16 protein-coding genes are annotated in these 12,663 nt (G+C 37.1%); 12 read left to right on the plus strand and 4 right to left on the minus strand.

The genetic code is table 11. From position 1 onward, the window contains the following. The first annotated feature begins 87 nt into the window (after positions 1-87). Positions 88-1,854, plus strand: a complete 1,767-nt coding sequence (locus AC1DEF_RS01520) for a peptidoglycan D,D-transpeptidase FtsI family protein (RefSeq protein ID WP_097824619.1) — start codon at positions 88-90, stop codon at positions 1,852-1,854. Between the two features lie 117 nt (positions 1,855-1,971). Continuing rightward, the gene (locus AC1DEF_RS01525) at positions 1,972-2,619 is read left to right on the plus strand and encodes a YrrS family protein (protein ID WP_328257671.1); all 648 of its coding nucleotides are present in this window, start codon (positions 1,972-1,974) and stop codon (positions 2,617-2,619) included. A 13-nt stretch (positions 2,620-2,632) separates the two neighbouring features. Here the strand turns inward: AC1DEF_RS01525 and AC1DEF_RS01530 are convergent, their stop codons facing one another. Then, positions 2,633-2,848, minus strand: a complete 216-nt coding sequence (locus tag AC1DEF_RS01530) for a DUF2536 family protein (protein WP_013085082.1) — start codon at positions 2,846-2,848, stop codon at positions 2,633-2,635. A 138-nt stretch (positions 2,849-2,986) separates the two neighbouring features. On the opposite strand from AC1DEF_RS01530, the gene AC1DEF_RS01535 reads away from it, so the two are divergent. From AC1DEF_RS01535 to AC1DEF_RS01560, 6 genes are all read left to right on the plus strand, one after another. Continuing rightward, positions 2,987-3,628: a class I SAM-dependent methyltransferase gene (locus tag AC1DEF_RS01535; protein ID WP_097824618.1), complete on the plus strand. Its 642-nt coding sequence runs from the start codon at positions 2,987-2,989 to the stop codon at positions 3,626-3,628. A 17-nt stretch (positions 3,629-3,645) separates the two neighbouring features. Further along, complete coding sequence (gene mtnN, locus AC1DEF_RS01540; protein ID WP_028411671.1) at positions 3,646-4,341, plus strand: 5'-methylthioadenosine/S-adenosylhomocysteine nucleosidase; 696 nt, start codon at positions 3,646-3,648, stop codon at positions 4,339-4,341. 142 nt (positions 4,342-4,483) lie between these two features. Next, positions 4,484-5,407 carry a PLP-dependent cysteine synthase family protein gene (locus AC1DEF_RS01545; RefSeq protein ID WP_043976161.1) on the plus strand — a complete coding sequence of 308 codons (924 nt, stop codon included), beginning with the start codon at positions 4,484-4,486 and terminating at the stop codon, positions 5,405-5,407. A gap of 1 nt (position 5,408) precedes the next feature. Next, a complete protein-coding gene (locus tag AC1DEF_RS01550) occupies positions 5,409-6,542 on the plus strand; it encodes a bifunctional cystathionine gamma-lyase/homocysteine desulfhydrase (RefSeq protein WP_097824617.1) in 1,134 nt (377 codons plus the stop codon). 81 nt (positions 6,543-6,623) lie between these two features. Next, on the plus strand, positions 6,624-6,854 hold the full coding sequence (locus AC1DEF_RS01555) for a YrhC family protein (protein WP_013085078.1): 231 nt from the start codon (positions 6,624-6,626) through the stop codon (positions 6,852-6,854). A gap of 390 nt (positions 6,855-7,244) precedes the next feature. Beyond that, positions 7,245-7,385 (plus strand): YrzI family small protein, encoded by a 141-nt coding sequence (locus AC1DEF_RS01560; RefSeq protein ID WP_013059269.1) that lies wholly within the window; start codon positions 7,245-7,247, stop codon positions 7,383-7,385. Between the two features lie 170 nt (positions 7,386-7,555). On the opposite strand, the gene sigK is transcribed toward AC1DEF_RS01560, so the two are convergent. Then, positions 7,556-8,284 carry an RNA polymerase sporulation sigma factor SigK gene (sigK, locus tag AC1DEF_RS01565; RefSeq protein WP_013059268.1) on the minus strand — a complete coding sequence of 243 codons (729 nt, stop codon included), beginning with the start codon at positions 8,282-8,284 and terminating at the stop codon, positions 7,556-7,558. A gap of 217 nt (positions 8,285-8,501) precedes the next feature. Between sigK and AC1DEF_RS01570 the strand changes: the two genes are divergently transcribed. Next, positions 8,502-8,651, plus strand: a complete 150-nt coding sequence (locus AC1DEF_RS01570; RefSeq protein WP_014458166.1) for a hypothetical protein — start codon at positions 8,502-8,504, stop codon at positions 8,649-8,651. Between the two features lie 175 nt (positions 8,652-8,826). Here AC1DEF_RS01570 and pssA read toward each other — a convergent pair whose 3' ends face one another. Beyond that, positions 8,827-9,366, minus strand: coding sequence for a CDP-diacylglycerol--serine O-phosphatidyltransferase (gene pssA / locus AC1DEF_RS01575; RefSeq protein ID WP_013059266.1), 540 nt, complete (start codon positions 9,364-9,366; stop codon positions 8,827-8,829). A gap of 114 nt (positions 9,367-9,480) precedes the next feature. Here pssA and AC1DEF_RS01580 point away from each other — a divergent pair, with 114 nt between their 5' ends. Then, entirely contained in the window at positions 9,481-10,263 is a 783-nt protein-coding gene (locus AC1DEF_RS01580; protein ID WP_013085076.1) for a phosphatidylserine decarboxylase, read from the plus strand. Between the two features lie 73 nt (positions 10,264-10,336). Here AC1DEF_RS01580 and AC1DEF_RS01585 read toward each other — a convergent pair whose 3' ends face one another. Continuing rightward, the gene (locus AC1DEF_RS01585; protein ID WP_013059264.1) at positions 10,337-10,477 is read right to left on the minus strand and encodes a sporulation histidine kinase inhibitor Sda; all 141 of its coding nucleotides are present in this window, start codon (positions 10,475-10,477) and stop codon (positions 10,337-10,339) included. Positions 10,478-11,026: 549 nt separating this feature from the next. Here AC1DEF_RS01585 and AC1DEF_RS01590 point away from each other — a divergent pair. Together AC1DEF_RS01590 and yqeH are read left to right on the plus strand one after the other, a co-directional pair. Beyond that, positions 11,027-11,539 (plus strand): YqeG family HAD IIIA-type phosphatase, encoded by a 513-nt coding sequence (locus AC1DEF_RS01590; protein ID WP_013059263.1) that lies wholly within the window; start codon positions 11,027-11,029, stop codon positions 11,537-11,539. 3 nt (positions 11,540-11,542) lie between these two features. After that, entirely contained in the window at positions 11,543-12,649 is a 1,107-nt protein-coding gene (gene yqeH, locus AC1DEF_RS01595; protein WP_043976164.1) for a ribosome biogenesis GTPase YqeH, read from the plus strand. The last annotated feature ends 14 nt before the right edge of the window (positions 12,650-12,663 follow it).

The following is a 12,663-nucleotide window of genomic DNA, read 5'->3' on the forward strand; positions in this document are numbered from 1 at the left end:
GAAACGAAAAAAAGAATGAATATTTCTTAAGATAATGGTTTTAAAAGTAATGGCAACGTCGACACTTGTAAAGAGTGAGGTGTAGTCATGAAAATAATTCACAAGCGAATTTATATTACTCTTATTTTTATTTTATTATTAATTAGTGGACTGGGAGCACGGCTTGTTCAACTTCAGCTTGTCAGCACAGAATCTTTTACTGACAAAAAGATTAACTTAATTGAAGGAAGCGTAAAACAGCGTACGCAGGAAATGGTGGTAGATGACGGGCGAGGAAAATTTGAAGATAAAAATGGACAGTCTTTAACATCTATCACCCATAATCGCTTAGTCCTGTTTCCATTTTTAGAAAAAATGAAGTGGCCTGTTCAGCAAGTAAGTGAAATCGTGGGAATGCAACCAAAGGAACTAACGAACAGACTAGCGAATGCTAAAACACCGGTTGTTATTACAAAAGAATTATCCCATGCACAAGTCGAAAAAATAAATGCATTAAAGGTACCTGGCGTATTTGGAATTCCTCTAAAAGATGAGCGTCCAGTTCCTCTTGCTGAACATTTAATCGGACTAGAGGCACAAAGCAAACAAATAATTGAAGAGAAGTATAGTGACAAATTAAAAAATGGAGCAATTAAATCAACTACGCCTGTAGGTATCTCAGGGATGCAGAGGGCTTTTGACGAGTTTTTGCTGCCAGAACAGGAGTCTAAGCTCCTTTATCATGTTGATCGCCTAGGTGGGCCTATGTTTGGCATCGATGTAAAATACACGGGCACAGCTAACCCGTATTATCCAGTCAGTGTGCGTACGACGCTTGATTTGTCTGCTCAGGAGCTAGTAGAGAATACATTAAATCATTATAAGTTAAAAGACGGAGGAGCCGTCTTAATTGATATAAAAAACAATAAAGTAATTGCGATGGCCAGCAGGCCTTCGATTAATAAGAAAGATCCATTTAAAAAGCAAAATGGTTCAGACAGCGTAGAAAATCGTTTGCTGACGCCACAAACTCCTGGATCTATATTTAAAACCGTAACAGCAGCTGCAGCGCTTGAACAAAATAAAATTCAGCCTTCTTTTACCTATAACTGCGATAAAAGTATTTATGGCAATAATGTAGAAGAAGATCATCAAAAAGGGCAGCTGACGTTTGAAGAAAGCTTCGCGCAAAGTTGTAATGCAACGTTTGCACAGCTAGCAAAAGAAATGATAATATCTAATCCGAATATCCTTGAACAATATGCCGATAAGTTAGGGCTTATTCAGCCTGTAGGATGGACGGGTGATGTGTTTCACTTTGAACATTTTAAGCAGTTTTTAGGAGAAAAATCGGGAAGAGTTTGGACAAATGAAAGAGAAAAGAAAGTACCAAATGCTGTAGCTCAAACGGCAATTGGACAGCTTGATGTAAAAGTGACTCCGCTTGCAGTAGCAAATATGATGGCGACAATTGCACGCGGAGGAGAAAAGAAACAGGTAAAAGCTGTAGATGCGCTAGAGTATAAAAACAACACGTCATTGTATACGTTTAAAGAGCACGGGTTAAAAGGAGATACCATTAATAAAGCCACAGCTGCTTCTATGCAACAGCTTTTAAAAGGTGTCGTACAGAGCGAAAAAGGAACAGGAAGAAGATTTCAAACGCTTCCTTATGAAGTGGCAGGAAAGTCAGGAACTGCTGAAATCAATGTGAAAGAAGATATCGTCAATAAATGGTTTGCGGGTTACTTTCCTGCAGATGATCCAAAATATGCAATGGTAGTAGTGGATTTAAATACAAAAAGTGCGATATCTCCCACAAACAGCGTATTTTATGATATTGTTAAAGGGATGTATGACTTAAATACACGTTAAAACAAGAAGAATTTGTAAAAAATATTACAAATATACTTCAAATAAATTTTGATGCTTCATGTATAAGAAAACACATGTTAGAATAAAGCATTATAAAAGTTGGAGGAAATTGTAGCAATGAATAACAATCGTTCTTCAAGACACGAAAACAAAGAAAAAAAAGTAAACCGATTATATAATCTGTTAATTGCTGTCGTAGCAGTTTTAATTGTATTTGTCGGTGGTACGATGATTCTTGGAAACAAGGATAAATCGGATAACCAAGCGGAAACAACTCAAAACAATCCGCAAACAAATGACCAAAAAACGGACAAGACGGCTAAAAAAGACGATGATTCTTCGAAAGATGATCAAGCAACAGATGATCAAGCAACGGACGATCAAAGTTCTGAAGATGACCAAGCAACAGATGAAGAATCAAATGATTCAGATTCACAGGCTGAAGTAGAGAAAAATCCAGAGCCTGGCGTGGCAGAACGCAAGGTAGATCCTTCATGGGATTCAGTAGGTACGTCACAAGATGCACCTGCAGCAACTTATAAAAAAGGGTCAACGGATTGGAACGAAATGCTAAAAGCTGTAGGCGAAGGGTCAGGCATTAGCCCAAGCAATATGACCGTATGGCGTTTAGGGAATAACGGTGGCGTAGGTAAAGCGGTAGCTACGGTTAGTCCTAAAGGCAACTCATCAACAAAATACCGCGTTCAAATTGAATGGGTAGATGGAGAAGGCTGGAAGCCCGCAGTAGTGGATAAGCTTCAATAAGAAAAGCAGCGCGCTAGCGCTGCTTTTTTAATTTGAAATGAACAACCGCAGAGTACAGTTTTTTACCTTGTTCATAGTCCACAGACATTTGATGAGATACGCTATGAACCTCAAGCAAAATCGCTTTATTTTGATCAATTTTTTCCGCAATTTGTTTCTCAAGCATTTTAACATCAGGCGCTTCAAAAAATTCTATTTTATCTTCAATCATTTCAAATTCAAAATTCATCTTACGACCTCCTTACCTCATTACTATAGTATAGCAAATAGAAAGTTAAAAGCTTAAAATATTTGTAAATGAAGAACAAACGATAGCTAAAAACATACTATATCCATAAGAATTATTAGTTATAAGGAGGCGTTTTTTATGGGTCTAGAGTTTTTAGATATCTTTGAAAAGTGGGCGAATGAATATGATGCATCGGTAAGCGGGAAAGATGAACAGTATAGAGAAGTGTTTCGCAATTATAATGAAATCTTAGAGCATGTAGCAGACCGTTCAATAGGGCATGTGATAGAATTTGGAACAGGGACTGGAAACTTAACAAAAAAACTGTTAGAAAAAGAACTGACTGTAGTAGGAATTGAACCTTCAGTACCAATGAGACAATTGGCACACCAGAAATTAGGGGAAGATGTTTTAGTCACACCAGGAGACTTTTTACAATTTGATACATCATTGTTTCCAGCAGAGAGCTTAGTTAGTACGTATGCTTTTCATCATTTAACAGATAAAGAAAAAGAAGAAGCTGTGATAAACTATGGAAAGTTACTTCAAACCGGTGGTAAAATAGTGTTTGCTGATACAATGTTTGAAACAGCGGATTCATTTGCTGATACCATTGTTCAGGCAAAACACAAAGGGTATACGCAACTAGCAGAAGATCTAGAGAGGGAATACTATACAACGATTCCCGTCTTAAAGCAAATCTTTGAAAGCAATGGTTTTCACATAACCTTTACACAATTTAATCACTTTGTGTGGGTATTGGAGGCAACGAAACAATAGTAGAAAGAGGTTTTAAAATGAAAGTAGCAATCATTGGAGCAATGGAAGAAGAAGTGACGATTTTACGCGATAAAATTGAAAATCGTCAAGAAACAGTAATCGCAGGATGTGAATACTCGACAGGAACAATCAGCGGTGTGGAGGTTGTATTATTAAAATCAGGTATTGGAAAAGTAAATGCTGCGTTATCTACAGCCATCTTACTAGAGAAGTTCAAACCTGATTACGTTATTAATACAGGATCAGCAGGCGGCTTCCATCCGGAGTTAAACGTAGGAGATGCGGTTATTTCAACAGAAGTTCGTCATCATGATGTAGATGTAACGGTATTCAACTATGAATACGGTCAAGTACCAAACTTGCCTGCAGCTTTTAAAGCAGATGAAAAACTAGTTCGTCTTGCTGAAGAAAGCGCTCTTGAAGTAACGGATATGAAAATTGTAAAAGGGCTAATTGCTACAGGTGATTCGTTCATGAACGATCCTGTGCGCGTAGAGTTTGTTCGCTCTAAGTTTCCAGACCTGTATGCAGCTGAAATGGAAGCGGCGGCTGTTGCTCAAGTATGCTATCAATTTGGCGTACCGTTTGTTATTCTTCGTGCTCTTTCTGACATCGCCGGCAAAGAATCAAATGTTTCTTTTGAGCAATTTTTAGAAAAAGCAGCTGTTAATTCAACGAAATTAGTATTGAATTTTATTACAAAATTAAAATAAGCTGTTCGTAAAATATAGAGTTTGTTTTCGTCTACACTCTGCATCGTTTATCATAACATGGGGTGTAGACTATATTTTTACCTTAATTCCGACTTTATTTATAGGTTAAGTTATATTATTCGATAGCGAGGTGTTCAAGCTTATGAAGGTAGCCAAAAACGTTCATGAATTGATTGGAAACACACCTATGATTGAGATTACACAATTTGATTTACCCAGAGAAATCAGGATATTTGCTAAACTGGAATATGTTAATCCAGGAGGAAGTGTAAAAGATCGTTTAGGAAAAGAACTGCTGAAAGAAGCTCTTAGCTCTGGAAGACTGAATCGAGGCGGAACGGTGGTTGAGCCTACTGCTGGAAATACGGGGATTGGGCTGGCTTTAGCTGCTCTTCAGCACGAAATAAACGTTATACTATGTGTTCCAGAAAAATTCAGTATTGAAAAACAGCAGCTTATGAAGGCTTTGGGGGCAACGGTGGTTCAAACACCTACTGAAGCTGGTATGAAAGGTGCTATAAACAAGGCTCAAGAGCTGCTGCGTGAAATACCTGGTTCTTATTGTCCTCAGCAGTTTGCTAATCCGGCCAATCCTATGACTTATTACAAAACCTTAGGGCCAGAAATATATGAACAGCTTGATGGAAAAATCGACGTGTTTGTAGCTGGAGCAGGTACAGGTGGAACATTTATGGGTACAGCAAAATTTTTGAAAGAAAAAAATCCTTCTCTAAAAACAGTCATTGTTGAGCCAGAAGGTTCGATTTTAAACGGAGGGAAATCCGGCCCTCACTTAACTGAAGGAATTGGAATGGAGTTCATCCCTGATTATATGGAGCGGTCTTATTTTAATGCTATTCATACTGTTGAAGATGTTTATGCTTTTCAAAGAGTGAAAGAGCTGGCTTTAAAAGAAGGGTTACTAGTAGGGAGCTCTTCAGGAGCAGCCTTCGAAGCAGCCCTGCTCGAAGCAAAAAATGCAGAAAAAGGCGCTCATATTGTCACTATTTTTCCTGATAGCAGCGAACGGTACTTAAGTAAAAATATTTACAGTGGAGGAAGATAAGATGAAACGTAAAACACAGTTAATTCATGGTGGAATTGTTGGCGATGAACAGACGGGTGCTGTCTCTGTTCCTATTTATCAAGTGAGCACTTATAAACAAGAGGGAGCTGGGAAACATACGGGATACGAATATTCTAGAACCGGTAACCCTACACGACACGCCTTAGAAGAACTTATCAAAGAAATTGAAGGAGGATATGCTGGGTTTGCGTTTGGATCTGGTATGGCAGCTACTACTGCTGTATTCATGCTGTTTAACAGCGGAGATCATGTGCTAATTACAGATGACGTTTACGGAGGAACGTACCGAGTGATTACAAAAGTGCTGAGCCGTATTGGCATTGAAGCTACTTTTATTGATACAAGCGACATCGAAAATATTAAGAAAGAAATTCGCCCCAACACAAAAGCTATTTATATCGAGACTCCCACGAATCCTCTCCTAAAAATTACTGATTTGCAGCAGGCTTCTTCAGTAGCTAAACAGCATCATTTACTTACCATCGTTGATAACACATTCAGTACCCCGTATTGGCAAAACCCTATCGAAAAAGGTGCGGATATCGTTCTGCACAGTGCAACTAAGTATCTAGGCGGCCACAGTGACGTTGTAGCAGGGCTAGCCGTTGTGAATTCATCTAAATTGGCAGAAGACCTTCATTTTATTCAAAATGCGACTGGAGGCATTTTGGGACCTCAAGATTCTTGGCTTTTGATGAGAGGGATTAAAACATTAGGAATACGAATGGAAGAACATGAATTCAACACTGGGAAAATAGTAGAATTTCTACTTGCTCATCCTGCTGTTACAAAAGTATATTATCCAGGATTAAAAACCCATCCAAACCACCTCATTGCTAAAAAGCAGGCAAGAGGTTTTGGAGGAATGGTTTCTTTTGATGTGGGAAGCGAAGAGAAAGCGAAACAAGTACTGAGCAAAGTGAAGTATTTTACATTAGCAGAAAGTTTAGGAGCCATTGAAAGCCTTATTTCCATTCCTTCTAAAATGACTCATGCTTCTATACCGAGCGACCGACGTAAAGAGCTAGGAATTACAGATGGATTAATTCGTATTTCTGTAGGCCTTGAAGATGTAGAAGATTTAATTGAAGACTTAGAAGAGGCATTGAAATAAGGGTGGTAAAAATAGGATTTTTATAGACCTATAGATCTATGATAGAGTAGAGTTATAACATTCTACTGAGAAGGTGATTGTATGAAAGCTCAACGCATCAAAGCAAAAATTGAAGATTACAGCCGCTTTATTTACGTCCTTCTAGCCGTAAGTACATTCTTGTACATTGGTGTTATGATTGGCCAAGGTGAAAAAAGTGATATGCAGCTTGGAATAATGGAAGCCATCGTTATTCTTTTTGCCGCTCTTGCCTTTTATTTTAGTTATCAAACTAAAAAACTGAAAAAAGAACTAATGAAAGAAAAAGAATAATAGATATAAAAAGACGATCATACATCGTCTTTTTTTTATGAGGGTTGAAAAAATAAAAAAATTCCCTATTTTTCAAAAAAACAGTTTACTTTTTATGAGTCTGTGGATATAATTACCATTGTAAGGAAAATACTTTATTAAAAGGAGGTCGAGTCATATGTTAAGACGTTTATCAGTTATGGGTCATCCAGTTTCAACTATGTTCAAAAATCGTCTATATACGTATACTATTCGGCCGTGTTCCTGTATCAAGTAACTTTCTTACTTTGATCATTAAAACACGTTAATTCACCACAGGTGCGAATAGTAGCCCTGTGGTTTTTATTATTTTTCAGCCACAGGATGCTTATGCATTACTGTGGCTTTTTTGTGTATAAGGAGGTGATTGTAATGACACTGAACATTTTCTTTTTAACTATTACCATAAAGTCTCGTCAATACTCTGAGGCAGAAATTAAGCATGAACAGTATGTAAGACAATTAGAAGAAGAAATAAAAGACCGCAAGTATGAGTTTTACCGTCATTTCTAATTTGAACAGTGGAAAGGAGTGGATGAATGATGATTAATCAAAAAGGATATATCGTTGTATGGCTGCTTGTGGAGAAAGATTCCACCTAAATGATTAGTAGGGGGAGTAATGATGTGTTTGCTACGGATTATTATTTGGAAATTATTTTAAAAAAAGAGCGGAAAGAAGGATTAATTCTCCTTCTTTCCGCTCTTTTTTTTCTCTTTTTCGGCTCTGTAAAATTCGTGAAACATTTTCATCAGCGCTCGCTTTTCAATTCGCGAAACATAACTTCTTGAAATATTTAATTCTTTTGCAATTTCTCGCTGGGTTTTTTCATCCTGCAGATCCAAACCGAAGCGACCAACAATTACTTCCTTTTCCCGATCATCGAGAATATCGATGTATTCTTTTATTTTTTCTAATTCCATATTTAGTTGAATCATATCAATTACATCGTCTGATTCTGATTTTAATACATCAATTAAACTGATTTCATTTCCTTCTTTATCCTGGCCAATTGGATCATGGAGAGACACATCTTTTTTTGTTTTTTTGAGCGCTCGCAAGTGCATCAATATTTCATTTTCAATACATCGTGCGGCATAAGTAGCTAATTTTGTTCCTTTTCCTTGCGAATAACTTTCGATTGCTTTAATTAAACCGATTGTCCCAATTGAAATTAAATCTTCCGCATCCTCTCCCGTGTTTTCAAACTTTTTAACAATATGCGCAACGAGCCGGAGATTGTGTTCGATAAGAAGGTTTCGCGCTTCTTGATCTCCTTGTTCCATTAAAGATAAATATCTCTTTTCTTCAGCAGCAGACAAGGGTTGGGGAAAGGCATTGTTTTTTACGTAGGAAACAAGGAAAACCAATTCTTTAAAGAAATAGCCTAGTGCGGTAAATAATGCAGACATCTCTTCACCTCCATAAGGGGATATCAACTTGTGAGAGACTAACATTACACTATATGTAAAAAGAAGGATGTCTTTGCCTGTACGTTTAAAATTCCCCCCGGGGACAAGAGAGTTTGAAAAAGTCCACAGATTTTTCTTTATAGATAGTTACCAGCCTATACAGAGAAAAAAGTATGTACATACGCTAGTAGTAGTTCATAGTGTAAGGAGGGAAAGTATGTACGGTTACGGAGGCTGCTGTTATCCTAATTATCCAGCTTACCCATGTGGAGGAGGCTTCGGCTGGGGACTTGGATTGTTGATTGTTCTGTTTGTTCTGTTATTAATTTTCGGAAGCTTCTATTGGTTTTTTAGCTGCTGGTGTTAAAAAAAACTCATGCATGTGCATGAGTTTTTTTAGATGACATATCCTACCGAATAGAACCATTCATTCTTAAGAATTCTTAAGGAATTTTCGCTTTGTTTCTTAAAGAAGATGATTTATTCTATAATTAAGAAAAGAAGCAAGACGATAATATTCCTCTGCAAAAGTAAATGGAGCTCTACACTTTTTTTAGCTTGAAAGTACTAATCATCAAGCAAGCGAGTACGATAATTAAAAACATATAAAAGTGTGAAGGCAAATAAGGGACGCCCAAGTAGCTAAGAGTTAATAAACAACCTGCTGCGGTAATAGGGAGCCCTGTAAAATACCCAGTATTTTCTGTGATGTTAAAGCGAGCAAGACGAAGTGCTCCGCAAGCAATGTAACAGATGGTAACAATTGAACCTGCAGCACCAAAGTGAGACAAAATACTTTGATAAAGTAGTAGAGCTGGAGCGATGCCAAATGATATAATATCGCACATGGAGTCCAGTTGTTTTCCAAGTTCAGATTCAATTTGCAGCTTTCTGGCTACCATGCCGTCGAATCGGTCTGCTAACGCTGCTAAAAAAATCAGTAATAAACTTAAGTTCAATTCATTTTTCATGACAAATAAAATAGCAAAGCTTCCTAAACTTAAATTAACAATCGTTAAGGAGTTTGCCGCTTGGGATCTCAGCTTTTTAATTGTATGATCTAGATAGTCTAATAAAAACAATTTCCTCACTCCTTTAAAGGATGGAATGAACTAAAGGTAAAAATAATGGTAATTTCATTGTAGACGCAAACCTTATTCTAGTAAAGAACTATTCAGTATGTGGAGGTAAAATTATTGTTGCAGCACCTGTATCGAACGTTTATTGAGCTTACGAATCATCAAGGATCATCGAAGCTCATTCGGAAATTCACTTTCTCTAAATGGAGTCGGTTTGTTATACCCTCCTATACAAAAGTTTTTAAAGTAAATAAAGAAGAAATGGACAAGCCTCTGCATCACTATCAAACCTTACACGAGCTATTTATTCGCCGTTTGAACCCTTCTGCCCGTCCGGTCGATCAGCAGAAAGACAGCGTTGTCAGTCCTGTAGATGCAAAGATAGAAGCATATGGAGTCATTACGCCTCAAAAAGAAATGATTGTAAAAAACAAACCTTATTCTATACAGGAAATGGTTTCAAATGATCTCATTCTTGAAAAATATATAGAGGGACAGTTTATTATTCTCTATCTTAGTCCGAAAGACTATCATCGTATTCACAGTCCTCTCAAAGCCCAAGTGGGGAATACGTGGACCGTTGGACAAAAGTCTTATCCAGTAAATTCATTAGGAATCAAGTACGGAAAAGAACCGCTGGTGAAAAATTTCCGGAAGCTCACGGAGTTAACATTTGAAAATGGTCACATGCTGATGGTAAAAGTAGGAGCCATGTTTATCAACAGCATTGAAGCGGTTTCTAAAAAAGAAGTAGTCGAAAAAGGGGAAGAAATGGCTTACTTCACGTTTGGTTCGACTGTCATTTTATTATTTGAGAAGAACTCAATCACTTTTGATTCTAACGTTCACTCAGGTTCTTATGTAAAGTATGGAGAACCAATTGCTCATTTGAAAAAATAGAGCCTATATAATAAAAGAGTAGATAGATAAATGAAGATGCAGCTTTCTTTTATTAAGAAGGCTCTTTTATTCGTTAAGAAGGAATTTGTATGCTAATCTTTAATGATCTTCTTTCAATTTCCTCTTCAATTAATTTTATAAAATCAGGGCTTAATTGCAGTTCGGTTGCTTTGCTGTATGATTCAATAAGCAGCTCATCTGATAATTTTCTCATAAGATTGCCGCCACCTCCTACTAAAATAAATATCCTAAAAAGTTATATTTAAATGCTAATAAATTCCTTATTTATAATCTAACATGAATCAAATAAAGGAACAATCGTTCTGTTATCCACAGCTTTCGGTGGATAAAATGTGGGTATGTTGTTTATAATTACCATTAATTGCTGAACTATAACAGAGGATAATGTGTATAAACTTATCCACATAATTGGGCTTATCATTTTTTGTCGAAAACTTTTAACAGAATTTGTTTACCACTTACCCTATTTGATCAGTAATAAACGTTTTCTGCACTATTTTTTATTTTAAGTTTGCAGAGAGTGAACATATCGTAAGTCTACGAACAAATAGAGGTTTGCTACCTTTTGTCAATAACTTTCTGTATAAAGTTAAAGCATTCACAAGGCATATCCTTTATACTAAGAAAAGACCTGTTTTTGAAGAGAATAAAATTTTAGGTTGGAAAATAACAAGAAGTCGTTATAATGATAGACGGCGTTAATTTTAGTATGTAACTATATATTCGAGGTGCATGATACGTGTTGAAACTTTTTTTACCAAATGAACATGTGAAAAACGTGTTTCAAATTAAGCCAGACGATTTGAAAGAGCGCGGAATAAAAGGAATTATTACCGACTTAGATAACACGTTGGTGGAATGGGATCGCCCTGATGCCACTCCGGAATTAATTGAGTGGTTTCAGTTAATGAAAGATAGTGGAATTAAAATTACGATTGTATCGAATAATGTGGAGAAACGAGTCAAGCTGTTTTCAGATCCAGTTGGACTTCCATTTGTATATAAAGCACGCAAACCGATGCGTAAAGCATTTAGAAGAGCTCTTCGTGATATGGAGCTGCAAAAAGATGAGGTTGTAGTGATTGGTGACCAGCTTTTAACGGATGTATTAGGAGGAAATCGTCTCGGCGTATATACGGTTTTGGTTGTACCAGTTGCGCAAACAGATGGATTTGTAACGAAATTTAACCGTAAAATGGAACGAAGAATTCTAGGTTGGATGAAACGAAAAGGTATGATTAACTGGGAGGATTAAAACGTGAGTGAAGAAAAATTACAGTGCGTAGGATGCGGAGTGGAGATTCAAACAGAACGACCAAATGAACTTGGTTATGCTCCAAAATCAGCACTAGAAAAAGAAGCTATTATTTGCCAGCGATGCTTTCGCTTGAAGCATTATAATGAAGTACAAGATGTTTCCTTAACAGATGATGATTTTTTAAAAATCTTAAATGGAATCGGTCAAACGGATGGTTTAGTTGTAAAAGTTGTAGATATCTTTGACTTTAACGGCAGCTGGTTACCTGGTTTGCATCGATTTGTTGGAAATAACAAGGTCCTTTTAGTGGGAAATAAGGCAGATTTACTGCCAAAGTCTATAAAGAAAAATAAACTAATTCATTGGATGAAGCGAGAAGCGAAAGAGCTTGGGCTAAAATCAGTGGATGTGTTCCTCATGAGTGCGCAAAAAGGACAAGGAATTCGAGAAATTGCCGAAGCCATTGAACATTATCGCGAAGGTAAAGATGTATATGTTGTGGGATGTACAAACGTTGGTAAATCAACATTTATTAATGCCATTATTAAAGAAGTAACGGGAGAAAAAGATATTATTACTACATCTCAATATCCGGGCACAACGCTGGATATGATTGATATCCCGCTTGATAACGGCGCATCTCTATATGATACGCCTGGTATTATTAATCACCATCAAATGGCTCACTATGTAGATAAACGAGACTTAAAGCTGATTTCTCCTAAAAAAGAAATAAAGCCGAAGGTTTATCAGCTAAATGAAGGGCAAACGTTATACTTCGGAGGACTGGCGCGCTTAGATTATGTACAGGGGGGCCGCAAGTCATTAACATGTTATGTATCGAACGATTTGCATATCCATCGTACGAAGCTTGAAAAAGCAGATGAGTTGTATGAAAAGCAAGCAGGTGAACTGCTTCAGCCGCCGCGCCCAGAGCAAATGGATGAGTTTCCTGAACTGGTTGCACATGAATTTACAATAAAAAATGAAAAAACGGATATTGTTTTTTCAGGGCTGGGCTGGGTGACGGTTAATGAGTCAGGTTCAAAAGTTGTGGCGCATGCACCAAAAGGAGTCGGCGTATTTGTGCGCGATTCTTTAATTTAAACAAAAAGGGGAAA

It is taken from the genome of Priestia sp. 10L35, assembly GCF_056395685.1.

What these genes read in the sequence shown, in the direction of transcription:
- AC1DEF_RS01520 (WP_097824619.1), top strand. Translation starts at nt 88, where the DNA reads ATGAAAATAATTCACAAGCGAATTTATATTACTCTTATTTTTATTTTA.
- AC1DEF_RS01525 (WP_328257671.1), top strand. Translation starts at nt 1,972, where the DNA reads ATGAATAACAATCGTTCTTCAAGACACGAAAACAAAGAAAAAAAAGTA.
- AC1DEF_RS01530 (WP_013085082.1), bottom strand. Translation starts at nt 2,848, where the DNA reads ATGAATTTTGAATTTGAAATGATTGAAGATAAAATAGAATTTTTTGAA.
- AC1DEF_RS01535 (WP_097824618.1), top strand. Translation starts at nt 2,987, where the DNA reads ATGGGTCTAGAGTTTTTAGATATCTTTGAAAAGTGGGCGAATGAATAT.
- mtnN (WP_028411671.1), top strand. Translation starts at nt 3,646, where the DNA reads ATGAAAGTAGCAATCATTGGAGCAATGGAAGAAGAAGTGACGATTTTA.
- AC1DEF_RS01545 (WP_043976161.1), top strand. Translation starts at nt 4,484, where the DNA reads ATGAAGGTAGCCAAAAACGTTCATGAATTGATTGGAAACACACCTATG.
- AC1DEF_RS01550 (WP_097824617.1), top strand. Translation starts at nt 5,409, where the DNA reads ATGAAACGTAAAACACAGTTAATTCATGGTGGAATTGTTGGCGATGAA.
- AC1DEF_RS01555 (WP_013085078.1), top strand. Translation starts at nt 6,624, where the DNA reads ATGAAAGCTCAACGCATCAAAGCAAAAATTGAAGATTACAGCCGCTTT.
- AC1DEF_RS01560 (WP_013059269.1), top strand. Translation starts at nt 7,245, where the DNA reads ATGACACTGAACATTTTCTTTTTAACTATTACCATAAAGTCTCGTCAA.
- sigK (WP_013059268.1), bottom strand. Translation starts at nt 8,284, where the DNA reads ATGTCTGCATTATTTACCGCACTAGGCTATTTCTTTAAAGAATTGGTT.
- AC1DEF_RS01570 (WP_014458166.1), top strand. Translation starts at nt 8,502, where the DNA reads ATGTACGGTTACGGAGGCTGCTGTTATCCTAATTATCCAGCTTACCCA.
- AC1DEF_RS01585 (WP_013059264.1), bottom strand. Translation starts at nt 10,477, where the DNA reads ATGAGAAAATTATCAGATGAGCTGCTTATTGAATCATACAGCAAAGCA.